We start from the raw sequence: 24,574 nt of genomic DNA on the forward strand, positions 1-24,574 counted from the left end.
GCCCCGTCCCGTGCGTCAGATCAGGCGTAAACCGGCAGCGATGTGCAAAGGCCGGTGTTGTTGCCGAAGGTCACCGTCACCGAATCGCAGGTCCAGCCTTCGAAGCGGGTGTCGCCCGCCTGCGCCGCGCCGATGTGGCCGGCATTTTCGAAGAAGGCGTTGATGCCCCTGGCAGCGAAGGCCGTTACGGCATCTTCGTTGGCGCCGTTGATGTAATTCATCTGCAGCGTGTTGGTGAAGCTCTTCGAATTGTTGGTGCCGGCATCGAAGGCCGCTTCCGTCTGGGCTGCGGTCACGCCGTCGGACCCGTCGCGGAAGTTGGTGGCGCAGTCGAGCACGACCGAATCGAACGACGGCGGACCGGCTTCGTCGGCCTGGCTGCCCGCCGCGGCGAGCGTGCCGGGCAGGTCGATGCGGACGCAGGGCGTTGCATCGGTGCGGTCGACGATCACGGTGTTGGCGAAGCTGAAGTCCGCTTCGCCGCGCAAGCGCAGAACCTGGTCGAGCACGCCCGAACTGCCGATCAACGTCGCGTTGACGATGTTGGTGCGCGCCCGCGGCGTGTTGTCGGTCAGCGAATTGTTCGAATCACCTTCGAGGATGGTGTCACCCGTGTTGGCGCGCTGGACGGCGACGACATACTGCAGATTGGCCTGCACACCGGTGTCGGTGTCGAGCGAATCGTCTTCCGCGCCAACGACCACGAGGCCCTTGATGTTGACTTCGCCGCCGAAGAACTCGGCGCCGTCATCTGCGCTGTTGAACGACATGATGTTCTCGAACTTCGTGCCCGAGCCGACCCCGCCGGTGGTCAGTGCCTGAAGCTCGTCGCCATTGGCGAGCACGGTGCCCGAATAGCGCAGCTGGACGAAGCTGACGCTGCCCGAGCTGTCGTTGCGGACATTACCGCCGTAGCGAGGCGGAGTGGTGGTGCCTTCGACTTCACGCTCGCACGCCACCGTACCCGGAGTTGCCGTGGAGGACAGGCAATCCGTCACCGGCGCGCGGCCGTTGAGGATCAGGCCGCCCCAGTCGCCGCTCGACGTATCGGTATTCTCTCCGCGCACGTTCTGCTGGCTGGTGAAGATGATCGGGCGCGCGGCGGTGCCGTCGGCCATGATCTTGTTGCCGCGATTGACGTTCAGATAGGATCCGTCGAGGCCGACCAGGGTCACGCCCGGGTCGATCGTCAGCGTGACGTTGGTATCGCTGAGACCGTCCGAAGCGTCGGCTGCGGGACCACCGTCGGTACCGACATCGACCTGGCCGTCGATCAGGTAGATCACTGCGGCATTGGCGCTGCTGAAAGAGAGCGTCGAGTTGCGGTTGAAGCGCGCGGGCAGCTGGCACAGGCGGTAGCTGCCGGTCGGGCCGCTGATGGTGCCGCGATCGGTCAGGCCTTGCGGATCGGCAATGAACGGGCAGTCGGCTGCGGCAGTTGCCGTGGTGGTCGGCGTCGGCGTCGGTGTCGGCGCGGGCGTGGGCGCCGGATTGTTGATGACGACATTGCCGCCGGTACCGGGCGAAACGATCTCCTCGCCGCCGCAGGCGGCAAGCGCCAGCGTGCTGCAAGTGATTACAAGAATACGCGAAAGATTGGTCACGGTGTCGATCCCCTGAACACTGAAGTCTGTCGAGCTGAATGCTTGGCTCGAATCGCCAGCTAGGACCGCGACGTGACAGTTTTCTTGCAGGAAAGCCGTTTTATTTCCGTGTGATGATTAAGTGCGCGATGTGACAGATGTGACGTTCGCACTGCGACTTATATAATGCTGGCCGCGCCAATGTTTCAGTTTTGTGACAATGTTACGGTTTTGTTGCATTGGTGAGAAACACGGCGCAATCTGGCGATAACGAAAATGGGAGAACACGGATGATTGCAACTCTTCTGGCTGCCGCGCTCAGCGCGCAGACCCCCGCCACCGCACCTGAAATCGAAAGCGCCGATGCCGGCTTCTTGCAGCTCAGCGACGGGAAGGCGCTTGCCGCCGTCCGTCACCTCGAAACGCTGCGCGCCGACGCGCCCGAAGACCCTGCGCTCCTGATCAATCTTGCTGCCGCCTATATCGAGGTCGGCCAGCTGGAGGATGCGCGCGAAGCCTATGTCGCGGCGATCCGCAGCGGCGAGCGCGCACGACTTGAAATGGCCGACGGCAGCTGGGTCGATTCGCGCAATCTTGCCCGCACCGGCCTCGCCCGCCTCGAGAGCTCGCGCGCCTGGGCGATGAAGTGACCATCATGACATAAGGTCCATTCCGGCCTTACCCTTGCGCCCGGCATCCTCGCGGATCGCCGGGCACATTTTTGCCCCGGCTTCGCAGCTTTTCGCGACCGCTCGGCAAAATCCCATTTCTGTCACGCAGATGTCATTTCCCGCCCACAAAAGGCCGGGCATGGACGGACGGACGATTCTCCCACGCGCTGTAACGGCGACGCTGGCCGGGGCATTTGCCCTGGCGGCTGTGCCTGCCTGCGCGGACGTGATGGAGGTGAACGGCGAAAGCTCGGCATGGATCGCGCTCGCGAAGGCAAGTGCGCCTTCCACCGAACCGCAGACGCCGACCCAGCCTGCCGGCGAAGTTCCTCAGGATGTGCACACGCCGGACGAGGCAATTGCCGATCCGGAACGCCACCGCGCCAAGCTGCCCGAACCGTTCCGCGAAGATGTCATCATGCTTGCCCGCCGCTTTGACATCAGCCCTGCGCTGATCGAGGCGCTGGTGTGGCAGGAGAGCCGTTGGCGCACCAACGCCGTCTCGCCGGTCGGCGCACGCGGGCTTGCCCAGTTGATGCCGGGCACGGCGCGCGACCTCGGCGTCGATGCGAACGATCCGCGCCAGAACCTCGAAGGCGGGGCGCGTTACCTGCGCGAACAGCTCGACCGGTTCGGCGGCGACATCGAGAAGGCGCTGGCAGCTTACAATGCCGGTCCCGGTCGCGTGCAGCGCGCCGGCGGCATCCCCCGCATCCGCGAAACCCAGAATTACGTTGCGGCCATCATGGGCCGTCTCTCCAACCACTCCCGGAGTTCCTACCAATGACATCGCTGATCCGCTCGGCCATCGCATTTGCCGCGATGTTCGCCCCCACCGCCGCTTTCGCGCAAAGCGCCGATCCGCAGGGGTCGGGCCCGATCGTGGCCGCGCTCGGCTGGATGCAGGGAACGATGCTGGGCAATGTCGCCACGGCTGTCGCCGTAATGGCGGTGGCTGCAGTTGGCTTCATGATGCTGACGGGCCGGATGAACTGGCGTTTCGGGGCGACGGTGATCGTCGGCTGCTTCATCCTGTTCGGCGCAGCTTCGATCGTGTCGGGCATTCAGGCCGCCGCCGGAGGCGCGTGAGGTGAGCGAGCTGGCCCGCCACCCGGTCCACCGCGCGCTTACCCGGCCGCAGATGTTCGCGGGCGTCACGTTCAATTATTTCATCATCAACGCGCTGGTGACGACCGAGGCGTTCCTGATCTTCAAGAGCCTGTGGATCCTGCCGATCCCGCTGGTGGTCCACGCCATCGGCTATTTCGCCTGCCTGCGCGAACCGCGCATCTTCGACCTCTGGCTGGCCAAGGTCAGCAAATGTCCCCGCGTGCCCAACTGGAAGCACTGGGGCTGCAACAGCTACGCTGCCTGAGCGCGGCGCTGACGCACAAACCGGGCCTCGGGAGGGCCGCTGCGATATGACCAAATGGTTCGGTGCTGCTGCATGGAACGCGAAGGAAGCCCGCGTCGGCGACCGGCTGCCCTATGCCCGGCTGGTCGATGCCGGCACGATCCTGCTGCGCGACGGCTCGCTGATGACCGCGTTGCAAGTGCCCGGCCTGCTGTTCGAGACCGAGGACAGCGAAGCGCTGAATGCTCACGCCGCGACGCGTGAGGTGATGCTGCGCTCCACCCTCGATGCGCGCTTCGTGATGTACCACCACGTCATCCGTCGCCGCGTGTCGGTAGAACTGGAAGCGGAATTCGCCGACCCGCTCGCCGCGCATATCGACGCGCGCTGGCAGGAAAAGCTGTCGCGCGACACGCTTTATCTCAACGACCAGTTCGTCACGCTGGTGCGCCGCCCGGCGCGCGGCAAGGCGGGCTGGGCCGACAAGATGTCGCGCCGCTGGAAGAACAAGGGCCGCCCGCAGGTGGAAGCCGATCCGAAAGATCTGAAGGCCCTGCGCGCCGCAGCACAAGCGATGGCCGCCTCGCTGACCGAATATGGCGCCCGGGTGCTTGGCGATTACGAAGGCGCGCGTGGCGGCACCAATAACGAACTGCTCGAATTGCTGAGCGCGCTCTACAATGGCGAAATGCGCCCCGTCCGCCGTCCGGCAGACGACACCGACATCGGCCAGATGCTGCCCTATCGCCGTGCCAGTTTCGGTCTCGACGCGATGGAGTTGCGCGGGGCGCAGGGCGCAGACTTCGCCGCCATCCTCAGCCTCAAGGATTATCCCGAAGCGACCAGCCCCGGCCTGCTCGACGCGATGCTGCGGATGCCGTGCGAAATGGTGGTAAGCGAAAGCTTCGCCCCCGCCGACCGCCAGACCGCGCGCGAACGGATCGACCTTGCCATCCGCCGCCTCAAGTCCGCCGACGAGGAAGCGATGGCCGAACGTGGCGACATGATCGCCGCCCGCGATGCGCTGGGTGCCGGCTCGAGCGGCTTTGGCGATCACCACCTGACCGTGCTGGTGCGCGCGCAGTCGCTTAACGCTCTCGACGATCTTGCAGCAAGTTGCGCAGCCGCCCTGTCGGACACCGGCGCCATCGCGGTGCGCGAGGATACCAATCTGGAGCCGGCGTTCTGGGGCCAGTTCCCCGGCAACGAGCATTTCCTCGCCCGCCGTGCGATGATCTCCACTGCGAATATGGCGGGCTTTGGTTCGCTGCACGGCTTCGCGCTCGGACAGGCGGAAGGCAATCACTGGGGCGAAGCGGTGGCGCTGCTGGAGACGACCAGCGCGACGCCGTTCTTTTTCAACTTCCATAATGGCGACCTCGGCAACTTTTCCGTCATCGGGCCATCCGGCAGCGGCAAGACCGTGGTGATGAACTTCCTTGCCGCGCAGGCGCAGAAGTTTTCCCCGCGCACGATCCTGTTCGACAAGGACCGCGGGGCGGAACTGTTCATCCGCGGCATCGGCGGAAACTACGACCGCATCCACACCGGCGCGCCATCGGGCTTCAATCCGCTGGCCCTGCCCGACAATCCGGCGAACCGCGCCTTCCTGCGCGACTGGCTGGGCGTACTGCTGAAGGCGGAGGGACCGGAAGAGCTGGCAACGATCAGCGCCGCGGTCGACGCCGCCTACGCCAACGATGCCTCGCTGCGGCGACTGCGGCATTTCCGCGAACTGCTGTCGGGTGCGCGGCGTCCGCAGCCAGGCGACCTTGCCGACCGGCTGACCTCGTGGATCGAAGATGGCGAGCACGGCTGGCTGTTCGACAATGCGGACGATCGCCTCGACCTTTCCACCCGCGTGCTCGGCTTCGACATGACCGCGCTGCTCGAAAATCCGCGCCTGCGTACGCCGGTGATGATGTATCTGTTCCACCGCATCGACGAGCGGCTGGACGGGCAGCCGACCATGATCCTGATCGACGAAGGCTGGAAGGCGCTCGACGACGAGGTGTTCGCGGCGCGCATTCGCGATTGGCTCAAGACGCTGCGGAAACGCAACGCCCTGGTCGGCTTCGCCACGCAGAGCGCGCGCGACGCGCTGGACAGCCGCATATCGACCGCGTTGGTGGAACAGACCGCGACGATGATCTTCATGCCCAATGCCCGCGCACGGGCGGAGGATTACTGCGACGGCTTCGGCCTGACGGGACACGAGCTGGCGCTGATCCGCAGCCTGCCCGCGCACAGCCGCTGTTTCCTGATCCGCCAGCCCGACGCGAGCGTCGTCGTCCGGCTCGACCTGTCGAACGCACCCGAAGTCCTGACGATCCTGTCGGGCCGCGAGAGCGCGGTGCGTCGCCTGGACAATATCCGCGCAGCCGTCGGCGACGATCCGGCCAAGTGGTATCCCGCGCTGACCGGCCATGCCTGGCCCGGCGAAGCGACCGACAATGACGAGCGCTTTGCGATGCCGGAAGCAGCCGAGTGAACGCCGCTGCCTGCCAGCAGGCCGTCGGGGCCGTCGGCAACGGCGTCGCATCCTCGCTTCAGGGCGTGGACTGCGTCGCCAACGGCATGGCGCAGGCGGCCTTCGGGCGGCTGTTCGGCAGCGAAGGCGCACTGCTTCCCGCGCTGACCATTCTGCTGACGCTATACGTCGCGTTCTTCGCATTCTCGCTGATAACCGGCCGCTCCAGCCTCGGCATCGGGGCGCTCACGCCGCGCATGATGACGCTGGGCCTCGTGCTGACCTTCGCGACCAGCTGGGTCGCCTACCAGAGCGTGGTGTGGAACCTCGCGGTCGGCGCGCCGGACCAGATCGCGGGCGTGCTGACGGGCGTCAGCGGCTCGGCCACCGACACCTTCGCGCAGAAGATCGACGTCGTGTTCGGCGCCGTCGCGCAGGCGGCGGAAGCCGGCTCCAACGGCGCCCCCGACGGCGAGGCGGCGGCCAGCGCCTTTTCCCCCGAAGGCCTGATGTGGCTCGGCGCGATGATGCTGCTGCTCGGCACGGTCGGCGTGCTGGTGGCGACGCGCATTGCCCTCGCAGTGCTGATCGCGGTCGGCCCCGTGTTCGTGGTGCTGGCGCTGTTCGGCGGGACGCGCGGCCTGTTCGCTGGCTGGGTCAAGGGGCTCGTGCTACTGGCCGTCGCGCCGCTGTTCGCCGTGCTGGGCGGCTCGCTCATGCTCGAACTTGCGGTGCCGGTGATCGGCGGACTGGTCACCGTGCCCGGCGAGATCGACGCGCGCGCGGCCATGGCTTTCTTCATCATCGGCGCGGTCCATATCGCGCTGATGGTGATGGTGATGCGCACCGCCGGGACGATGGTCGCGGGATGGAGCGTCTTCGGCCTCGCGCGCGGCGAACGGATGGATCGGCCCGCCGCTGCGCCGCAAATCGCAACCAATGCCCCGGCATCTGTCGCACCTGCGTCCACCGTCACCGAGCAGCCGAGCCTCGCTCCGCAGCGGCGCATTACGCTTTCCGGCGTGAGCGCCCCCGCGGCCGCCAACGACCCGAGCGGCGGAGGCAGTCACGCCTCGCACAGCCGCACCACCGTGATTTCGACCGGGGAGCGGCAGTCCGCCGCCACCCGCTCCGCCGCCACCTCGCGCGCTCGCGGCATCGGCAGCCGCTTCCGCGCCGCCCCCATTCGCACCACGGAGAAATTGCGATGACCCGCCACCTGCCCGCGCCGCTGCTGGCAATCCTTCTGGCCGGCGCCATGACCGCCCCGGCCCATGCCGAGGACCCTCGCCTCGTCGAGCGGCTCTACGATGCCGATTCGGTCGTCACAATCGAGGGGCGCACCAATGTGCAGGCGACGATCCAGTTCGGCAATGACGAGCAGATCGAGAATGTCGCGATTGGTGATTCGACCAGCTGGCAGGTCACGCCGAACAAGCGCGCGAACCTGCTGTTCGTCAAACCGCTGGGAGCGCGCGCGGCGACCAACATGACGGTCATCACCAACCGCCACACCTATCTGTTCGATCTGGTCGCCAGCCCCAAGGCGAGCCCGCTCTACGTCCTGCGCTTCACCTATCCCGAAGTGCCGGAGGACGAAGCCGCACCTCAACTCGCGGAAGCGCCCAATGCGGCGGAACTGCAGGCCGCGGCCGATCCCTACGCCGTGACCGATCCCGCCGAACTCAACTTCGCCTGGGCCAGCAAGGGCGACCGCAAGCTGCTGCCCGCACGCACTTACGACGATGGCGAAGCGACATTCCTGTCCTGGCCCGCCGGAACGCCGGTGCCTGCCATCCTGATCAAGGATCACGAGGGGACGGAGGGGCCGGTCAATTACGCCGTGCGCGGCGAGACCATCGTGGTCGACGGGGTGCCACGCGAAATCGTGCTGCGTTCGGGCAAGAACCTCGCAACGCTGATTAACCAGAGGCCGGTCCGCGAAGCCCGCCAGTCTGCCGAGCCTTCGCTCGCGCACAGGGGGGAATAAGTCATGGCACTGGCAGGCAATTTCGCCGCGAAGCACGATGTCGCAAACGACGTCGATCCGCGCGAGGACGGCGGGGCGGAAATCATCGATTTCGCCAGCCGGGCATCCTATCCCGTCGTCTCCCAGCGCAAGGGCAAGTCCGACGCGCTCGGCCTCGTCGGCGGGATCGCGGTGGTCGCACTTCTCGGCGCAGCGACGCTGTGGGGCATGAACGCCGCGCGCACTTCGCCCGCCGATCAACAGCAGCAGGCCGCCGCCCAGCCGCAGCCTGCGGGTCCGGCAGCAAATCCTGGCCAGAACGGCGTCCCCGATCCTGGTGTCCAGCGAAATGCCAGTTCCGCCCCCGTGACATCGCCCCGCCGCGATCCCGCGCCATCGCCGGTGCTCGCCGCCCCGCCGCAAGTCGCGATGGGTCCTGTCTCCAATCCCTATTCCTCGCCCACCGTCGTATTCGACGCAGGTGCGCTGCCGCAGGCTATGGGATCGGGCGCGGTGTCCGCCCCGGCAGGAGACGCTGGCGCAGGCACCGGCTCGGCCAGCGACTTCGCCAGCCGCGTTGGCGGCGTGGGTGGCGCAGCCGCTGCTGCCGCGCGCAACTTCGATCCCGCCACCACCGTGACGCAGGGAACGTTGATCCCCGCGGTGCTGGAAACGGCGATCGACACCGACGTGCCCGGCTTCACCCGCGCCATCGTCAGCCAGGACGTGCGCAGCTACGACGGGCGGCGCATCCTCGTCCCGCGTTCCTCGCGCCTCATCGGGCAGTACCAGAGCGGGCTGCAGAACGGGCAGAAACGTGCTTACGTGATCTGGACACGGCTGATCCGGCCCGACGGCGTTTCGGTGGCGCTGCAATCGCCCGCCACCGACTTCGCCGGAAACACCGGTTTGCCAGGCAAGGTCGACAACCACTTCTTCAAGCGCTTCGGCTCGGCCATGTTGCTGAGCGTCATCGGCGGTCTTTCCACCGTGGCGAGCGGTGGCAGCTCGGTTGTTCTGGGCGGCGGTGGCGGAGCTGCCGCGGCGGCCATCAACCAAGGCAGCAACATCGGCCCGACCGTGCGCGTCAGCCAGGGCGAGCCGATCCGCGTGTTTACCGCGCGCGATCTCGACTTCAGCCAAGCCCCACGGCTCTGATCCGATGAGCGCCGAGGTCGTACCCCTGAGCGCCGTGGAAGACCCGCAGCCCGTGCTGCAGAGCGGCAGCGTCTATCTCGACGCCTATCTCGCCCCTTTCGCTGCGTGGCTGGCGCGGGACACGGTGACGGAAATCCTTGTCAACGCACCGGGCGAGGTGTGGATCGAGGATTCGGGCGTGCCCGGAATGCAGCGCGTCGCCGCGCCCGAAATCGACGACCGGCTGGTTCAGCGCCTGGCCGAACAGGTCGCGCGGGTCAGCCACCAAGGGATCAATCGCGAGCACCCGCTGCTCGGCGCAACCCTGCCCGACGGCGCGCGCGTGCAATTCTGTGGTCCCCCCGCGACGCGGCGGCACTGGGCAATGGCCATCCGTCGCCACCGCCGCCTCGACCTGCCGCTCGATGCCTACGATACCGGCCCTCTGGTCGCGGCACGCACACACGCCATGCCGGACGCGCAGGCAGAGCCCGTGGCTTTCCTTCGTGCTGCCATCGCTGCACGAAAGACGATCCTCATTTCCGGCGGTACCTCCACCGGCAAGACGACCTTCCTCAACGCCATGCTGGGCGAAATCCCCGCGCAGGAGCGCGTCGTGCTGGTCGAGGATACGCCCGAACTCAGGTTGCCGGGCGACAACGGCGTTGGTCTCGTCGCGGTAAAGGGCGAGCTTGGGGAAGCCAAGGTCACCGCCAACGAACTGCTTCAGGCCGCGCTGCGGCTGCGGCCCGATCGCGTGGTGCTGGGCGAATTGCGCGGGGCGGAAAGCGTGTCCTTCCTGCGCGCGATCAACACCGGACACCCCGGCTCCTTCTCCACCGTTCATGCCAACAGCCCGCGCGGCGCGCTCGACCAGCTGGCGCTGATGGTGATGCAGACCGGCATCGGCCTCAGCCACTCGGACACGATCACCTACGCCGCATCGGTGATCGACATCGTCGTCCAGCTCGGCCGTGCCGATGGCAAGCGCGGCATCACCCAGATCGCCGAGAGTGCGACGCTGGTCTGAACCGTTAATTGTCTGAAAAAGCTGGATGCCCCGTGAGGATTCGAACCTCAATTGACGGAGTCAGAGTCCGTAGTCTTACCATTAGACGACGGGGCAATCCGGGTCGCGCGAATGCAGGCGAAGTGATTCGCCCCGCAGCGCAGAGGCAGGCCATCTAGGCGGGCGGCAGGGGGCGGTCAAGGGCTGCCCTTGCCGCCAATGCAACTCATCGCTAGCATCGGCGCCAGGTGTCGGATCGTTACGGTCCGACGGAAAGAACATAAGAAAGCTGGAAATACGATGGCGGATCATTCTCCGCCGGAGCCGCGCCGGGAGAATGGGCGCAATTCGCGGTTTGCCCCGCACGATGCGGGCTCCGCAGGCCTCGATGGCTCCGGGACGACAGACGAAAACCAGGCACCTCCAGTGGGTGCCGGCCAGTGGCGTCGCCCCCCGCACCGCAACTTTCGCCAGTCCTATGCTGCGATCGACCTCGGCACCAACAACTGTCGTCTGCTGATCGCGCGCCCGACGCGCGACGACTTCGTGGTGATCGATGCTTTCAGCCGCGTGGTCCGGCTTGGCGAAGGGCTCGCCACCACCGGGCGGTTGAGCGATGCGGCAATGAACCGCGCGGTCGAGGCGCTGCGGATCTGCGCGGAAAAGCTGCGCAAGCGCGGCGTGCACCTTGCCCGGTCGGTGGCGACGGAGGCTTGCCGCCGGGCCAGCAATGGCGATGCCTTTATCGAGCGGGTGCGCCAGGAAACCGGCATCGCGCTCGACGTGATCAGCGCGCAGGAAGAAGCGCGGCTGGCCGTGCTCGGGTGTCACATCCTGCTTGAGGACGGGGTCGGCCCGGCAATCATCTTCGACATCGGCGGCGGCTCTACCGAACTGGTGCTGATCGAATCGGGCGGACCGATCCCGCGCATCGTCGACTGGCAGAGCGTGCCCTGGGGCGTGGTCTCGCTGACCGACACCTGCGGCCGGGACGAGACCACCGCCCGCCAGCGCACCGCGCGTTACGACAAGATGCGCAAGCTGGTGAGCGACAGCTTCGCCGAGTTTGCCGAACGCATCGCCCCCTTTCATTCGCCAGACCAGCGCCTGCTCGGGACCAGCGGCACGGTGACGACGCTGGCCAGCGTACATCTCGGCCTGACGCGCTACGACCGGCGCGCGGTCGATGGGCTGATCGTGCCGACCGACGGCATTCGCAAGGTGACCGAACAGCTTTCCACCCTGTCTTACAAGGATCGTTCCGCACTGCCGATCATCGGCCGCGACCGGGCCGAGCTGGTGGTCGCGGGCTGTGCCATACTCGACACCATTCTCGACATCTGGCCCGCGGCACGCCTTGGCATCGCGGACCGCGGCATTCGCGAGGGCATATTGCGCAATCTCATCAGCACGGATCTGGAAGGCAGCGAGAACCGCGCCAGCCTGATCGCCGACCGCGGAGACGAAGGATGAGCCGCGGGGCGAAGGACACCAGCAAGCGGGTCAAGACCGCGCGCAAACGGACTGCCTCGTCGACCCGCTGGCTGGAGCGGCAGCTGAACGATCCTTACGTTCGGCAGGCCAAGGCCGATGGGTACCGCAGCCGCGCCGCCTACAAGCTTATCGAGCTGGACGAGAAGTTCAGCCTGCTGCGCGGCAAGCGTGCCGTGGTCGATCTGGGCGTCGCGCCGGGCGGCTGGACACAGGTGGTCCGCAAGCAGCAGCCGCGCGCCCATGTGGTCGGCATCGACCTGCTACCGACCGAGCCGATCGAGGGCGCGGTGCTGCTGGAGATGGACTTCACCTCGGACGAGGCGCTGGTCGCGCTGGACGAGGCGCTGGGCGGAGCGACGCCCGATCTGGTCATCTCGGACATGGCGGCCAACACGGTCGGCCATAAGCAGACCGATCACCTGCGGACGATGGGCCTGGTCGAACTGGCCGCAGACTTCGCGATCCAGAATCTTGCGCCCGGCGGGGATTTCGTTGCGAAGGTGCTTGCCGGCGGAACCGACCAGCAGCTGCTCACGCTGCTGAAGCAGCACTTCAAGACGGTCAAACACGCCAAACCGCCTGCGAGCCGGAAGGGCTCGTCGGAATGGTACGTGATCGCGCAGGGGTTCAAGGACGCCAGCTAGACACCCTTGCGGCTGAAAGCCTTACTGGGCGGGAACCGGGACTTCCGAAGCGACGGCACCGGCAGCTTCCGGCGTTGCATCGCCGACCACGCCAGCGGTTGCGCCCGGCGCGGTGGTGGCGTCTTCCGCACCCTCGGCCGCTTCGCCTTCCGCACCCGCTTCATCGCCGCCTTCGGCACCCGGCACGAATGCCGGCAGGGCCGGGCCGCCGCCATTTTCGCGAAGGTACAGGATCACGTTGGCACGGTCTTCCGCCTTGCCGAGACCCGCGAAGCTCATCTTGGTGCCGTTGGCGAAGGCACGCGGGCTCTTCAGCCAGGCGTCCATATTCTCGTAGCTCCAGTCGCCGCCGTGGCCGGACAGGGCATCGGAGTAGGCGAAACCGGCAGCGTGCTTGCCGATCGGCTTGCCCAGCACGCCGAACAAGTTCGGGCCGATGCCGTTCTGGCCGCCGGAATTGATGGTGTGGCAGGACACGCACTTGGCGAAGACCTGTTCGCCCGCGGCGGCGTCGCCTTCTGCCAGCAACTGTGCCAGCGGCGGGCCGGAATCGGCACCCGCAGCTTCTTCGGGAGCGTCGATGAAATAGCCCGGCTCTTCCGGCGATTCGGAATGGTACAGCCGGCTCGACAGGCTCGCGAGGCCGAGCACGACGATGCCCGAACCAAGAATCCAGCCGAAAATCGTGTTGGTGCGATCGTTCATCGAAATATCGTTCCGCAGTAGCGTTGGCACAAATGTGGCGATTGCGCGCCGCTCTAGTGTCGCGGCTTGGCGCGCGCAAGACCTGCTTTGCAGCTAAAGCGACAACCGCGCTTGCCCGACGCGCACCTGCTGGCTACGCGCACGCGCAGTCATGGACAGTTTCCCCGCCCCCGCCCGCCAACTGGTCGACCAGATGCGCGCCAGTGCCAGCGCCGCGCCGGAACGCGCCATCGCCTTTCAGGGCGCGGCGGGCGCGAATTCCCACTCCGCCGCGCGCGGTTTCGCACCGGAAGCACTGCCTTTGCCGTGCTTCGACTTCGCGGATGCGCTCGACACGGTGAAGCGCGGCGAGGCCGGCTGCGCGATCATTCCGATCGAGAATTCGCAGCATGGCCGGGTGGCCGACATCCACTTCCTGCTGCCCGAAAGCGGTCTGTCGATCGTCGGCGAATACTTCATGCCGATCCGCCACGCGCTGATGGGCCTGCGCGGGCCGGGCGGCGAATTCGGCAAAATTGCCGCGGCTTACAGCCATCCGCAGGCGCTCGGCCAGTCGCGCAATTATTTGCGGGAACGTGGCATCGTCCCGATGAGCCACGCCGATACCGCCGCAAGCGCCGCCTATATCGCGGAGCGGGGCGAGACCGGCATCGCCGCCATCGCACCCGCCATGGCGGCCGAGTTGTACGGCCTCGAGATCATCGAGAACAATGTGGAGGATGCCGCCGACAACACCACGCGTTTCGTGGTGCTGGCGCGGGAGGCGCTCGATCCCGCGACGCTGGCAGGGCAGGAAGCGATCACCACCTTCACCTTCGAGGTGAAGAACGTGCCCGCCGCGCTCTACAAGGTGCTCGGCTGCTTCGCGACCAATGGCGTCAACATGACCAAGCTGGAAAGTTACCAGTCGGGCGCGAGCTTTGCCGCGACCATGTTCTACGCTGACATCATCGGCGCCCCCGGCAATCCGGCGGTGGACCGTGCGCTGGAGGAATTGCAGTTCCACGCCAAGGCTTTCCAGCCGCTCGGCAGTTACGCTTCGGCACGCAAACGGGGCTGACCGCGCGCGGCGCGCTTGAACGCTCGCCCCCGCCGTGCCACCACGAACATCGTGACGACGGGAACGGGGCAGTCGGGGGAGCGCATCGCGGGTTCGCAAGACCATTGGCGCGAGATCCGCGCCGATGGCGATATCCAGTTCTCTCCTATTGAAATGCCGCAACCCGATCCGCCGCCTGATTGGCTTGTGAGCATCGGACGTTTTCTTGCCCGGATTTTCGAACCGGTCGCTCAGCTTTTCGGAAGCAGCTGGTTCGTCGTGAAATGGATATTGCTGGGTCTGGCCGTCGCGGGCGTTCTCCTTCTCGCCTGGCGCATTCTGGCCCCGCTCATGGGATTGGAAGCGAAGCGTACCGGCGGGGTTGAGGAAGAAGCGGACTGGGTGCCTGACCGCACCGATGCCGCCGCCCTGCTGGAGGAAGCCGATCGTCTTGCTGCCGAGGGCCGCTATGATGAGGCGACCCACCTGCTGCTCCGCCGTAGTGTGGAGCACATCGCCAGCGCGAGGCCCGACTGGCTCGAACCGTCCAGCACCGCGCGAGAGATCGGGCGCATCCCCGCGCTGTCCGACCGCGCCAAGCAGGCCTTCGGCGCCATCTCCACCCGGGTCGAGCGCAGCCTCTTCGCGCTGCGCCCACTGGTCGAGGAAGACTGGGTCGCCGCGCGCGGGGCCTATGCCGACTTCGCTCTGACCGATTTTCGCAGCAGCGCGGTGGCCGCATGAGCGCACGCACCGCGAGCCCCTTCAGCCGTCGCAGCGCCATCGCGCTGATTGTATTCGGCGGCGCGGTGTTCGTCGCGCTCCTCTATCTGCTTGGCATGGGGGAGCCCAATCGCGACGCAAACGACGGCGGCGCACACGCACTCGGCAAGGGGCTGACCGGCTATGCGGCGCTGGTCGAATTGCTGGAGGCGAGCGGGCAGGACGTCGACATCAGCCGCGATGCCGCGTCACACGATGACGAATCGCTGCTTGTCCTGACACCCCCGCTCGCCGCGGAGGCGGAAGATATCCAGACCATCATCGAGGACCGGCGCTATGTCGGTCCGACCATGCTGGTGCTGCCGAAATGGCGCGCAATGCGCGTGCCGCCCGGCGTGTCGAACGAGGCGGAGGACGGCTGGGTCATCCTGGCCGGGTCGCAATCGCCCGGCTGGCTGAGCCAGCTCGACGCGCTGCCCGATGGCGAAATCCGTCTCGACAAGGACGGCACGAGCTGGTCGGGCCTTGGTTATTCCGGACGGCCCGTGGCGCCAAACGCCGTGCAGTCGATCTCCGGCAACGACCTTGTCGCGCTCGTCCGTGACGACCACGGTCAGATGCTCGCGGGCTATCTCGACGACGGCAGCTATCCCGACCTCGCGCAATCGGCAGGGCGAAGCGCCGTTTACGACGATCGCGACGATGACCAGTGGCCCATTGTCGTTGTGGCGGAACCCGACCTGCTCAACAACTACGGCTTCAGTCAGCGCAGCAATGGTGAGGCGGGACGGGCATTGGTGCTCGTCGCGCTCGACGGCTACGATCTGCCGATCGTTTTCGACACCACGCTGAACGGCCTTGGCGGGACGCAGAACCTGCTGACGCTGGCCTTTACCCCGCCCTTTCTTGCCGCGACGCTATGCCTGATCCTGGCCGGGATCGTCGTGGGCTGGCGCGCTTTCAATCGGTTCGGTCCGCCGCTGGCAGAAGCTCGGGCGATCGCCTTCGGCAAGCGGCAGCTGGTCGCCAACAGCGCCGCGCTGATCCAGCGCGCGCGCCGCCCGCACCTGCTCGCCGATCCCTACGCCCGGCTGATGCGCTATCGCATCGCGAAGCGCCTCGGCCTGCGCGAGCGCGGCGAGCCGGGCGAGGTGGAATCGGCAATCGACGAGACGCTGAACCGCCGCCAGCCGGACGAACCCAGCTTTTCCAGCCTCGCTGCCGATATGCGGGGCGCACGCGGACCCAACGACTTGCTGCGCGCCGCCCGCGCGCTCAAATCGCTCGAAAGGACGATAAAGACACGATGAGTATGAACCTGACGGATGTGAATGCGCTGGCCGAGGCCGTGCGGGCGGAAATCGGCAAGGCGGTGGTGGGCCAGCACGAGATGGTCGATCACCTGCTGATTGCGCTGCTGGCGCAGGGACACGTGCTGCTCGAAGGGCCTCCGGGGACGGCCAAGACCTTCATGGCGCAATGCTTCGCGCGCGTCATCGGGCTCGACTTCGGGCGCATCCAGTTCACGCCGGACCTGCTGCCGGGTGACATTCTCGGCTCCAACCTGTTCAACTTCCAGACGAGCCAGTTCACTCTGACGCGCGGCCCCATCTTCACCGAGCTGCTGGTGGCGGACGAGATCAACCGCACCCCGCCCAAGACGCAGGCCGCCCTGCTCGAAGCGATGCAGGAACGCCGCGTGACGCTGGACGGCGAAACCCACGCGCTGGCCGACCAGTTCATGGTCGTGGCGACGCAGAACCCGATCGAGAGCCAGGGCGTCTACCCACTGCCCGAAGCGCAACTCGACCGCTTCCTGTTCAAGCTGCTGGTCCCTTACCCATCGCTGGAAGAAGAAGCCGCGATCGTGACCCGCTTCGGCGAGCACACCGGCCCCGCCCGGCCCGAGGATTTCGGAGTCGCATCGGTGGTCGGCGCAGCACAGGCGCAGGCCGCTGCGGAGGCCGTCAAATCGGTCACGCTGGCGAAGGAAGTCGTCGAATACGTCGTGCGACTGGTGCGCGCCACGCGCGAGACGGCGGAACTGTCCACCGGCGCCAGCCCGCGTGCGGCCGTGCTGCTTGCCAATGCAGGGCGCGCGCGCGCCGCGCTCGACGGGCGCGATTACGTGATCCCCGACGACATCAAGGGGCTGGCGACGTCGGTGCTGCGTCACCGCCTGACGCTCTCTCCCTCGGCCGAGATCGAGGGACGCGAGGTGGAGACGCTGGTCGCCGACCTCGTCGAACAGACGGAGGCTCCGCGCTAGGGCGCCGTCTGAATCATGTTCCGCCGCATCCCCATCGTGCCCACCGTGCTGACCGCAAGGCTGCTCGCCGCGCTGGCGCTGGTCGCGCTGGTGGTCGGCGCCCTGCTGCCTTCGCTGTGGTTAGCCGTGCCGCTGGCGGCGCTGGTGTTACTGGTACTGTCGCTGGCCGATGCGGTGCTGGCGGGGCAACTGGCCGATGCGCGACTGCTGGCCCCGCCGCTGGTCGAGGTGGGCGAGGATGCGGAGCTGACCATGCTGGCAGACTTTGCGCCCGGCGCGCAGATCGGGACGGCGGAAGCCGCGCTGTCATTCGATCCGCGCCTGGGCGGGGGCGGGCGGGCGGAAGCACCGCTGTCGTCCACGCCCGACGGCAGCTGGATGGCGACGGCGAATCTTCGGCCAGAACGTCGCGGCGAGGCTCCGATCGAGACACTGTGGCTGCGCTGGACAGGTCCGCTGGGCCTCGGCGCACGGCAAGCCCAGCGCGCACTCGATACAAGCTTGGCGGTTCGCCCCGCGCTCGGCCCGATCCGGTCGCCGCAATTGCAGGCCTTCTTTCGCGATGCGCAGTTCGGCATGGTCGCGCGGCGTATCCGCGGCGCGGGCACGCAATTCGAAGCCATGACCGAATACGAACCCGGCATGGACCGCCGCCGGATCGACTGGAAACGCAGCGCGCGGCACATGCATCTGCAGGCGCGCGAATATGAAAGCGAGCGCGACAACCAGATCGTCTTCGCCTTCGATTGCGGGCAGGCCATGTGCGAACCGATCGAAGGCGTCGCCCGGCTCGACCGGGCGGTTACGGCGGCGCTGACGTCGTCCTACATCGCACTCAAGGGCGGCGACCGCGTGGCGCTGTTCGGCTTCGCCGCGCGGCCGCAGGTGGCAACGCCGTTCTACAACGAAGCGCGCGCTTTCCACCGCCTGCAGAAATCCGCCGCGGGGCTGGACTATCGCAGCGAGGAGCCGAACTTCACCCTTGCACTGGCGACGCTGGCCGCGAGGCTCAAGCGTCGTTCGCTGGTGGTGCTGTTCTCCGACTTCACCGACCTCACCAGCGCGCAGATGATGGTCGAAAGCATCGGGCGACTGAGCAAGCACCACCTCGTCCTGTTCGTCACCATGCAGGACGAAGAACTGGAAGAGCTTGTCGGCGAGGAGCCGAAGGACATGGACACGCTGGCGATGGCCGTCACCGCCGATACGCTCGCGCGAGAGCGGGCGCTGGTGCTGGAGCGGCTGCGCCACATGGGTGTCGACGTGATCGAAGCGCCGTGGGAGGCGATCTCCTACCGCCTGATCGACCGCTATCTCGACATCAAGCGCGGGGGCACGATCGGATGAGCGATATGGCGACAGTATCGGGCGACGCGCTGGAGCAGGCGGTCCTGCGTTCCGACCGGTTCCGGCTGGAGCGGGAAGACGAATGGCAGCGGCTGGAGCAGATCGTCACCGCGATGGAGAAGGGACGCCTGCGCCGGGTCTCCGACGAAGACCTGATGGCCTTGCCCGCGCTCTACCGCATGGCTGCCTCGAGCCTTTCGGTCGCGCGGGAGACCTCGCTCGATGCCTCGGCGCTGACCTATCTCGACGGGCTGGTGCGCCGCGCGTGGTTCCAGGTCTACGGCCCGCGCACCTCGCTCAGCGGCTGGCTGCGCGGGTTCCTGTTCGGCGGGTGGAGCGCCAGCGTGCGCGACATCGCGCGTGACATCTGGATTGCGCTGGCGGTGATGGTGGCAAGCACGGCGGTCGGCTGGCTGCTGGTCGATGCCAATCCCGACTGGTATTTCGCCTTCGTCCCCGCCGAACTGGCGGGAGAGCGTGTGCCCGGTGCGACGCGCGCGGAATTGCTCGGCCCGCTGGGTTCGCAGGATCACGGCGGCGGGCTGTCCGCTTTCGCGGCCTATCTGTTCAACAACAACGCGCAGGTCTGCATCCTCGCCTTTGCGCTGGGCTTCGCCTTCGGCATCCCGACGCTGATGCTGCTGGTGCAGAACACCGTGATGCTGGGCGCCATGCTATGGCTTTATGCGGAGGCGGGCGCACTGCCCGAATTCCTCGCCTGGCTGAGCGTCCACGGCACGACGGAACTGTTCGCGATCCTGCTGGCGGGCGCCGCAGGGCTGCACATCGGGCGAAACATGGCTTTTCCGGGCCAGCGCTCAATCCTGACGGCGGCAGCGGAAAGCGGGCGGCGCGCGGCTCAGGTCATGGTCGGCGCGGTCATCATGCTCATCGTTGCCGCGATCCTCGAAGGTTATGTCCGGCAGCTTGTCGGCGATCCGGGCTCCCGCGCGACCGTCGGCGTTTTCATGCTGGTTGCGTGGTTGTGCTACTTCCTGCTGCCCGGCCGCCAGCGGGGCGAGGCAGGGGCATGACCTCGCCCGCCGCCATTCTCGACGCCGAGCGCGCCAAGCGCGAGCGGATGCTGGTGACGCCGGAGGGGCTGGCCCTGCCGCTGACCGTCGCCACCAAGGGCGCGCGGGTCGGGGCGCTGATCATCGACTTCATCGTCATTGCGACCGCGATGCTGGTAGTGAGCCTCGTTCTCGGCCTGCTCGGGATCAACCTGATCGGACAGATCGAGGGCAATGATGGTGAAGTCCCCGGCGCACTCGAGTTCATCCTCGTCATCTTCATCCTGTTCGTGTTCTTCCTGCGCAACGGATACTTCCTCTATTTCGAGCTTGGCCCGCGCGGCGCGACGCCGGGCAAGCGAATGTCCGGCATCCGCATCGCCTCGCGCGACGGCGGGCGGCTGACGGCGGAAGCAGTCATCGCGCGCAACCTGCTACGCGACATCGAGATATTCCTGCCGCTGGTGTTCATATTCGGGATGGAGGACGGCGGCTGGACCGGCATCGCCGCCGCCGCGTGGTTCGCGCTGTTCATGGGCTTCCCCTTCTTCAACCGGGACAATTTGCGCGCAGGCGACGTGATTGCGGGCACCTGGGTGGTGGAAGCGCAGAAGACGCGGCTGGGCGAGGTGCTGGCGGTTGGCGAAGGGGCGCGCGGCCGTTCTCGCCTGAGCGGGGCGACTTACGATTTCGGGGAAGCCGAACTGTCGGTCTACGGCGAGTACGAGCTCAAGGTGCTCGAACAGGTCCTGCGCGAAGACCGACCCGAAGCAATCGCGCAGGTGCAGGAAACGATCTGCCGCAAGATCGGCTGGCATCCCGGCGCAGGCGATGAACGCGCCTTCCTCGAAGCCTTCTACGCGCAGCTTCGCGCGAAGCTGGAAGGCGACATGCGCTTCGGCAGGCGCAAGGCGGACAAATACTCCTCCACCCGCTGACCGGCGGCAACAAACATCGGGGGCGCATTTCGTCTTTGCCCTGCAATGTGTTAGAACGCCTGCAAGTCAACGAAAGCAGGGGAGCTAGTCGACATGCAAATGGGCAATTACCGCTTCGATCAGGACCTCGCCATGGTGCTGCTCGAAAAGGCACTGATGGCGATCGGTATACTGATCGTCACATGGGCACTGGCCAAGGCGGCCAAATGGGCATTCGCCAAGATCGTCGACGCAGTTCCGCTGCTCCAGCGGCACACCGGCGCCGGCACCAGCATCGGGGAATCGCTTGGCAAGATCGTGTCCCTGTTCATCTGGCTGTTCGGCCTTCTTGCCATTCTGCAAGTGCTCGAACTCAATGCCGTCAGCGGGCCGATCAACAGCCTGTTGGAATCGACCGTGGAGTTCGTGCCCAACCTGATCGGTGCCGGTATCCTGCTGTTCGTCGGGCTGATGATCGCCGGCATCGTGCGCGACATCGCCGTCACGGCGATGCAGACCGTCGACCTGGACAAATGGGCCAACCGCGGCGGCGTGGAAACCGTCACCGGCAACCGCACGATCAGCAAGACCATCGGCACGGTGGTCTACATCCTGATTGCCATCCCGGTCGCCATCGCGGCGCTGAACGTGCTGAGCATCGAATCGATTTCCGAACCGGCCAGCGACATGCTGCGCCTGATCCTTGCGGCCATTCCGCGGATTATCGCGGCCGCTATCCTGCTCGGCATCGGCTACGTGATCAGCCGTTTCGTCGTGAGCATCCTGAAGGAAGTCATGACCGGCTTCGGTGTGGATCGCTCGCTCGCCGAAACGGGCCTGCTGTCGGAAGGCACCACGGCGTCGAGCGTGATTGCGCGCATCGTGCAGGTCGCCATCATCCTGTTCTTTGCCATTGCGGCGACGCGGATGCTGGGCTTCCCCGAACTCACCAATATCCTGAACGAGGTTCTCGCTCTGGGCGGCCGCGTGGTGTTCGGTGCGGCGGTCATCGGCTTCGGCTTCCTCATCGCCAATCTGCTGGCCAAGCTGATCGGTGGTGCGGACGGGCAATCGACCGCGGCGACCATCGTGCGCTGGGCGACGATCGTGATCTTCACTTTCATGGGCCTCAGCTACACCGGCGTCGGCGACATCATCACCGAAACCGCGTTCAGCGCCATCGTGATCGGCATCGCCGTCGCGGGCGCGCTGGCTTTCGGCCTTGGCGGGCGCGAATGGGCCGGCCGCAAGCTGGAAGAGTGGGACCGCGCGGCAAAGACGCCGGGTTCGACCACCACCACCACCGGTACTGTCCCCGGCACGTCAGACAAGCCGCTGCCGCCGGGCGCGTAAAGCTTCACAGCATCGCCGAATGAAAGTAGGGGCGCGGGGTCATGATCCTGCGCCCCGCTTCTTTGGACGACGTAGCCGCCCTCTCCGACCTCGGGCGCGAGAGTTTCTGCGGTGCGTTCGGACATCTCTACACGGCCGAAGACCTCGATCTGTTCATCAGCACGGCGTATTCCGCGCAGGTGGTCCGCGACGAGATCGCCAGTCCGCAAATCATTCACCAGCTGGCACAGGACGATCGGCGCCTGCTGGGCTATTGCAAGATGCGCTACCCGAGCAGCTACAGCGAGTATTCGGACGCGCGCGATCCGATCGCCCTCGGCCAGCTCTACACGCAGCCCGACGCGACCGGACAAGGCATCGGCGCCGCGCTGATGGAATGGGCGATTGGCGAAGCGCGCGCCCGCGGTTGCGATGCGATCCAGCTTTCGGTCTGGGCCGAGAACACGGGCGCGCAGCGGTTCTACCAGCGCTACGGGTTCGCCAAGATTGCCGACATCGACTTCTGGGTCGGCAACCACCGCGACGACGAATTTCTCTACGAACTGCGCCTGTAGCCACGTACCGGTTACGTACCGGCTTCGGCCTCACACCCCGTCGCGTGGCGTCCCCATGCGGAAATGTGCGCCCTTCTGGCTCGGCTCCAGCGTGAGGGTGAGGCCGTGACGCTCCGCGATGGAGCGGGCGAGCGCGAGGCCGAGACCCGCGCCGCGACTGGCATTGAACTTCATCGCTCCGCGGCGGAACCGCTCGAAGATCGTGGCGCGCGCGCTTTCGGGAATACCGGGGCCATCGTCTGCGACGTGAAGCACGGGACCGCGCTCCAGCCGGACAGTGATGGTGCCCCCTTCGGGCACGTATTTCATCGCGTTGTCGAGCAGGTTGGTGAAGACCCGCGCCAGCTGCATCTCCTCCCCCGGCAACCTGACGTCCGGCGCGATGTCGTGCCGCAACGTGAGCCCCGCCTCCTCCACGCTTTCGAAATACATCTCGCAGATCCGCGTCACTAGCGTGGTGAGATCGACCTCCTCCAGCCCGCTAAGATCGCCGCGGCGCGCCTCGTTGGCTGAAATGTCGAGGACGGATTCCAGCAGGTCGACCACCTCTTTCAGATCGGCGCGCGCGCCGCGCAGGTCGGCGGCCTTCTCCGGATCCTCTGCCGCGCGCACGGCCTTGACCAGCCGGTTGTCGAGATGGACCAGCGGCGTACGCATCTCGTGCGCGACGCGGTCGGAAAGCTCGCGCTGCTCGGTCAGGAGGCGATTGATGCGCGTAATGGATGCGGCGCTGTGCTGGGTCAGTTCGCCGATCTCGTCATTCGCGCCGGGATCCTGTGCCAGCGCCGCGAGCATCTTGGGGTCCGGGCCGCGAAAGGCATCGTTGATGCGGTCGATCCGGCGGGCCAGCCGCTGGGCCGTCACCAGCCCGGACAGGCCGACAAGGATGATGATCGCCGCCCCGCCCAGGAAGAAAGCCACGGCCGCCTGCGACAGCAGTGCCTCGCCCCCGGTCAGCTCCCTAGCGACAACCAGCCGCAGTTTCTCTTCCGGTCGGGCGACGCGCGCATACAGCCGCGTGCCGTCGGGCGTTCTTGTCGTACCGCTGGTATCGAGTTGCGGCCATTGCGCGATGTCGCCGGCGAGCACATCCTCGCCTTCGCGCACGAGGAGGTAATGCGCCTGGCCGGCCATTCCCGTGGGACGGGACAGCCGTTCTTCGACGAGGCCCGCCAAAGCATCGACGCCATCCTCGTCGTAAGCGGTCATGAGAATCGCGAGGTCGGCATCCACGGCCGAAGCGATCGCTTCGTCGCTGGCGCGGCGGATCGAGGTATCGGTCAGGAACCACAGCAGCTGGATCACCACGACGGCGATAATCACGACCCAGACGACCAGCCGGGTGATGATCGATCGATTGATCGGGAAATGGGTCATCGCTGCGGCAGCCCTTTTCTCACCTACCGGCCATCGAGCATCCGGTAGCCGATGCCCCAGATCGTCTCCAGTGCGGGCGTATCGAAGTCCTTTTCCAGCTTGCGGCGGAGGCGGCCGATATTGACGTCGACCACGTTGGTCTGCGGATCGAAATTCATCTTCCACACGTCCTTCAGCAGCATGTCGCGCGTCACGACTTCGCCCGCGTTCTCGATGAAATAGCGGAACAGCTCGAATTCCTTGGGGCTGAGCGGAATGTGCGTGTTGTCGCGGAACGCGGTGCGTGCCTTCACATGGCATTCGAACGCGCCGTGGATGATCACCGCGTCATGTGCCTTTCCGGAAGACCGGCGATGCAGCGCGCGAATGCGGGCGAGCAGTTCGGGCGCCTCGAACGGCTTGGCGAGGTAATCGTCGGCGCCCGCGTCCAGCCCCTCGGCCCGGTCGGAGGTGCGGCCCAGCGCCGACAGCATGAGCACCGGCGTTCCGACCCCGCTTTCGCGCAGGCGGCGGAGCACGGTCAGCCCGTCGAGATCGTCCAGCATCCGGTCGAGTATGATGACATCGACACCCCCCATGCCGGCGCGCAGAAGCCCGCCACTGCCGGTGCTTTCCCACACCAGCGTGTCGCCTTCGCGGCTTGCCAGCTCGCGAACCTGCTCTGCAGTCCTGGGGTCATCCTCCACATAGAGGATGGATAAACCTGCCACGCGCCGATCCCGTTAGATGGAGTTCAGCGACCCTGATTTTCTTTTGTGGGCGGGCGTTTGCCAGCCAAGCGGCGCAGGCGCAAGTGCGGCGCGGGCGGTTGTGGCGGAAGCGGATGAGAATTTCGCGGAGACGATTCGGCACCCCAATCGCCGAACCGTCTCCGCGAGTATGCCGTCTGTGCGGCGATTGCCGATGTCCGACCATCGTTCGCGATCGGTGTCGCGAAGTGGACCGT

The 24,574-nt window shown here is 66.5% G+C and carries 24 protein-coding genes and 1 tRNA gene; 20 read left to right on the forward strand and 5 right to left on the reverse strand.

Annotation, left to right across the window (positions count from 1 at the left end):
* Positions 1 to 20: 20 nt before the first annotated feature.
* The gene (locus ACXYN8_RS11860) at positions 21 to 1,604 is read right to left on the reverse strand and encodes a hypothetical protein (protein WP_458889669.1); all 1,584 of its coding nucleotides are present in this window, start codon (positions 1,602 to 1,604) and stop codon (positions 21 to 23) included.
* Between the two features lie 269 nt (positions 1,605 to 1,873).
* Between ACXYN8_RS11860 and ACXYN8_RS11865 the strand changes: the two genes are divergently transcribed.
* The 9 genes from ACXYN8_RS11865 (at position 1,874) to virB11 (ending at position 10,214) form a co-directional block, all read left to right on the forward strand.
* On the forward strand, positions 1,874 to 2,233 hold the full coding sequence (locus tag ACXYN8_RS11865) for a tetratricopeptide repeat protein (protein WP_458889670.1): 360 nt from the start codon (positions 1,874 to 1,876) through the stop codon (positions 2,231 to 2,233).
* Between the two features lie 160 nt (positions 2,234 to 2,393).
* Positions 2,394 to 3,041 (forward strand): lytic transglycosylase domain-containing protein, encoded by a 648-nt coding sequence (locus tag ACXYN8_RS11870; RefSeq protein ID WP_458889671.1) that lies wholly within the window; start codon positions 2,394 to 2,396, stop codon positions 3,039 to 3,041.
* A complete protein-coding gene (locus ACXYN8_RS11875) occupies positions 3,038 to 3,343 on the forward strand; it encodes a TrbC/VirB2 family protein (RefSeq protein WP_458889672.1) in 306 nt (101 codons plus the stop codon). The genes ACXYN8_RS11870 and ACXYN8_RS11875 overlap by 4 nt, the downstream gene beginning before the upstream one ends.
* A 1-nt stretch (position 3,344) precedes the next feature.
* Entirely contained in the window at positions 3,345 to 3,629 is a 285-nt protein-coding gene (locus ACXYN8_RS11880) for a VirB3 family type IV secretion system protein (protein WP_458889673.1), read from the forward strand.
* Positions 3,630 to 3,675: 46 nt separating this feature from the next.
* Complete coding sequence (locus ACXYN8_RS11885; protein ID WP_458889674.1) at positions 3,676 to 6,099, forward strand: VirB4 family type IV secretion/conjugal transfer ATPase; 2,424 nt, start codon at positions 3,676 to 3,678, stop codon at positions 6,097 to 6,099.
* Entirely contained in the window at positions 6,096 to 7,289 is a 1,194-nt protein-coding gene (locus tag ACXYN8_RS11890) for a TrbL/VirB6 family protein (protein WP_458889675.1), read from the forward strand. The genes ACXYN8_RS11885 and ACXYN8_RS11890 overlap by 4 nt, the downstream gene beginning before the upstream one ends.
* A complete protein-coding gene (locus ACXYN8_RS11895; protein WP_458889676.1) occupies positions 7,286 to 8,068 on the forward strand; it encodes a TrbG/VirB9 family P-type conjugative transfer protein in 783 nt (260 codons plus the stop codon). The genes ACXYN8_RS11890 and ACXYN8_RS11895 overlap by 4 nt, the downstream gene beginning before the upstream one ends.
* A 3-nt stretch (positions 8,069 to 8,071) precedes the next feature.
* On the forward strand, positions 8,072 to 9,205 hold the full coding sequence (locus ACXYN8_RS11900; protein WP_458889677.1) for a TrbI/VirB10 family protein: 1,134 nt from the start codon (positions 8,072 to 8,074) through the stop codon (positions 9,203 to 9,205).
* A gap of 4 nt (positions 9,206 to 9,209) precedes the next feature.
* The gene (virB11, locus tag ACXYN8_RS11905; protein WP_458889678.1) at positions 9,210 to 10,214 is read left to right on the forward strand and encodes a P-type DNA transfer ATPase VirB11; all 1,005 of its coding nucleotides are present in this window, start codon (positions 9,210 to 9,212) and stop codon (positions 10,212 to 10,214) included.
* Positions 10,215 to 10,236: 22 nt separating this feature from the next.
* Here the strand turns inward: virB11 and ACXYN8_RS11910 are convergent.
* Positions 10,237 to 10,310, reverse strand: a tRNA-Gln gene (locus tag ACXYN8_RS11910).
* 183 nt (positions 10,311 to 10,493) lie between these two features.
* On the opposite strand from ACXYN8_RS11910, the gene ACXYN8_RS11915 reads away from it, so the two are divergent.
* A complete protein-coding gene (locus tag ACXYN8_RS11915) occupies positions 10,494 to 11,666 on the forward strand; it encodes a Ppx/GppA phosphatase family protein (protein WP_458889679.1) in 1,173 nt (390 codons plus the stop codon).
* The gene (locus tag ACXYN8_RS11920; RefSeq protein WP_458889680.1) at positions 11,663 to 12,331 is read left to right on the forward strand and encodes an RlmE family RNA methyltransferase; all 669 of its coding nucleotides are present in this window, start codon (positions 11,663 to 11,665) and stop codon (positions 12,329 to 12,331) included. Before ACXYN8_RS11915 ends, ACXYN8_RS11920 begins: the two co-directional genes overlap by 4 nt.
* Positions 12,332 to 12,352: 21 nt before the next feature.
* Here the strand turns inward: ACXYN8_RS11920 and ACXYN8_RS11925 are convergent, their stop codons facing one another.
* The gene (locus ACXYN8_RS11925; RefSeq protein WP_458889681.1) at positions 12,353 to 13,036 is read right to left on the reverse strand and encodes a c-type cytochrome; all 684 of its coding nucleotides are present in this window, start codon (positions 13,034 to 13,036) and stop codon (positions 12,353 to 12,355) included.
* Between the two features lie 151 nt (positions 13,037 to 13,187).
* Between ACXYN8_RS11925 and ACXYN8_RS11930 the strand changes: the two genes are divergently transcribed.
* The 9 genes from ACXYN8_RS11930 (at position 13,188) to ACXYN8_RS11970 (ending at position 22,251) form a co-directional block, all read left to right on the forward strand.
* A complete protein-coding gene (locus ACXYN8_RS11930; RefSeq protein ID WP_458889682.1) occupies positions 13,188 to 14,096 on the forward strand; it encodes a prephenate dehydratase in 909 nt (302 codons plus the stop codon).
* A 51-nt stretch (positions 14,097 to 14,147) separates the two neighbouring features.
* The gene (locus ACXYN8_RS11935; protein WP_458889683.1) at positions 14,148 to 14,819 is read left to right on the forward strand and encodes a hypothetical protein; all 672 of its coding nucleotides are present in this window, start codon (positions 14,148 to 14,150) and stop codon (positions 14,817 to 14,819) included.
* A complete protein-coding gene (locus tag ACXYN8_RS11940; protein ID WP_458889684.1) occupies positions 14,816 to 16,108 on the forward strand; it encodes a DUF4350 domain-containing protein in 1,293 nt (430 codons plus the stop codon). The genes ACXYN8_RS11935 and ACXYN8_RS11940 overlap by 4 nt, the downstream gene beginning before the upstream one ends.
* The gene (locus ACXYN8_RS11945) at positions 16,105 to 17,067 is read left to right on the forward strand and encodes an AAA family ATPase (protein ID WP_458889686.1); all 963 of its coding nucleotides are present in this window, start codon (positions 16,105 to 16,107) and stop codon (positions 17,065 to 17,067) included. Before ACXYN8_RS11940 ends, ACXYN8_RS11945 begins: the two co-directional genes overlap by 4 nt.
* A 15-nt stretch (positions 17,068 to 17,082) precedes the next feature.
* Entirely contained in the window at positions 17,083 to 18,414 is a 1,332-nt protein-coding gene (locus ACXYN8_RS11950; protein WP_458889687.1) for a DUF58 domain-containing protein, read from the forward strand.
* Between the two features lie 5 nt (positions 18,415 to 18,419).
* A complete protein-coding gene (locus tag ACXYN8_RS11955) occupies positions 18,420 to 19,448 on the forward strand; it encodes a stage II sporulation protein M (protein ID WP_458889928.1) in 1,029 nt (342 codons plus the stop codon).
* Positions 19,445 to 20,365 carry an RDD family protein gene (locus tag ACXYN8_RS11960; protein ID WP_458889688.1) on the forward strand — a complete coding sequence of 307 codons (921 nt, stop codon included), beginning with the start codon at positions 19,445 to 19,447 and terminating at the stop codon, positions 20,363 to 20,365. The genes ACXYN8_RS11955 and ACXYN8_RS11960 overlap by 4 nt, the downstream gene beginning before the upstream one ends.
* 93 nt (positions 20,366 to 20,458) lie before the next feature.
* On the forward strand, positions 20,459 to 21,697 hold the full coding sequence (locus ACXYN8_RS11965) for a mechanosensitive ion channel (RefSeq protein ID WP_458889689.1): 1,239 nt from the start codon (positions 20,459 to 20,461) through the stop codon (positions 21,695 to 21,697).
* Between the two features lie 41 nt (positions 21,698 to 21,738).
* Complete coding sequence (locus tag ACXYN8_RS11970) at positions 21,739 to 22,251, forward strand: GNAT family N-acetyltransferase (RefSeq protein ID WP_458889690.1); 513 nt, start codon at positions 21,739 to 21,741, stop codon at positions 22,249 to 22,251.
* Positions 22,252 to 22,281: 30 nt separating this feature from the next.
* Here ACXYN8_RS11970 and ACXYN8_RS11975 read toward each other — a convergent pair whose 3' ends face one another.
* Positions 22,282 to 23,628: a sensor histidine kinase gene (locus tag ACXYN8_RS11975; RefSeq protein WP_458889691.1), complete on the reverse strand. Its 1,347-nt coding sequence runs from the start codon at positions 23,626 to 23,628 to the stop codon at positions 22,282 to 22,284.
* A gap of 23 nt (positions 23,629 to 23,651) precedes the next feature.
* Positions 23,652 to 24,338: a response regulator transcription factor gene (locus ACXYN8_RS11980; RefSeq protein WP_458889692.1), complete on the reverse strand. Its 687-nt coding sequence runs from the start codon at positions 24,336 to 24,338 to the stop codon at positions 23,652 to 23,654.
* Positions 24,339 to 24,574: the final 236 nt, after the last annotated feature.

It is taken from the genome of Altererythrobacter sp. CAU 1778 (assembly GCF_054482795.1).

Coding starts and splice junctions, on each gene's coding strand:
- ACXYN8_RS11960 (WP_458889688.1), top strand. CDS start 19,445: ATGACCTCGCCCGCCGCCATTCTCGACGCCGAGCGCGCCAAGCGCGAG.
- ACXYN8_RS11920 (WP_458889680.1), top strand. CDS start 11,663: ATGAGCCGCGGGGCGAAGGACACCAGCAAGCGGGTCAAGACCGCGCGC.
- ACXYN8_RS11870 (WP_458889671.1), top strand. CDS start 2,394: ATGGACGGACGGACGATTCTCCCACGCGCTGTAACGGCGACGCTGGCC.
- ACXYN8_RS11875 (WP_458889672.1), top strand. CDS start 3,038: ATGACATCGCTGATCCGCTCGGCCATCGCATTTGCCGCGATGTTCGCC.
- ACXYN8_RS11940 (WP_458889684.1), top strand. CDS start 14,816: ATGAGCGCACGCACCGCGAGCCCCTTCAGCCGTCGCAGCGCCATCGCG.
- ACXYN8_RS11885 (WP_458889674.1), top strand. CDS start 3,676: ATGACCAAATGGTTCGGTGCTGCTGCATGGAACGCGAAGGAAGCCCGC.
- virB11 (WP_458889678.1), top strand. CDS start 9,210: ATGAGCGCCGAGGTCGTACCCCTGAGCGCCGTGGAAGACCCGCAGCCC.
- ACXYN8_RS11950 (WP_458889687.1), top strand. CDS start 17,083: ATGTTCCGCCGCATCCCCATCGTGCCCACCGTGCTGACCGCAAGGCTG.
- ACXYN8_RS11930 (WP_458889682.1), top strand. CDS start 13,188: ATGGACAGTTTCCCCGCCCCCGCCCGCCAACTGGTCGACCAGATGCGC.
- ACXYN8_RS11925 (WP_458889681.1), bottom strand. CDS start 13,036: ATGAACGATCGCACCAACACGATTTTCGGCTGGATTCTTGGTTCGGGC.
- ACXYN8_RS11965 (WP_458889689.1), top strand. CDS start 20,459: ATGCAAATGGGCAATTACCGCTTCGATCAGGACCTCGCCATGGTGCTG.
- ACXYN8_RS11915 (WP_458889679.1), top strand. CDS start 10,494: ATGGCGGATCATTCTCCGCCGGAGCCGCGCCGGGAGAATGGGCGCAAT.
- ACXYN8_RS11865 (WP_458889670.1), top strand. CDS start 1,874: ATGATTGCAACTCTTCTGGCTGCCGCGCTCAGCGCGCAGACCCCCGCC.
- ACXYN8_RS11955 (WP_458889928.1), top strand. CDS start 18,420: ATGGCGACAGTATCGGGCGACGCGCTGGAGCAGGCGGTCCTGCGTTCC.
- ACXYN8_RS11975 (WP_458889691.1), bottom strand. CDS start 23,628: ATGACCCATTTCCCGATCAATCGATCGATCATCACCCGGCTGGTCGTC.
- ACXYN8_RS11895 (WP_458889676.1), top strand. CDS start 7,286: ATGACCCGCCACCTGCCCGCGCCGCTGCTGGCAATCCTTCTGGCCGGC.
- ACXYN8_RS11900 (WP_458889677.1), top strand. CDS start 8,072: ATGGCACTGGCAGGCAATTTCGCCGCGAAGCACGATGTCGCAAACGAC.
- ACXYN8_RS11970 (WP_458889690.1), top strand. CDS start 21,739: ATGATCCTGCGCCCCGCTTCTTTGGACGACGTAGCCGCCCTCTCCGAC.
- ACXYN8_RS11945 (WP_458889686.1), top strand. CDS start 16,105: ATGAGTATGAACCTGACGGATGTGAATGCGCTGGCCGAGGCCGTGCGG.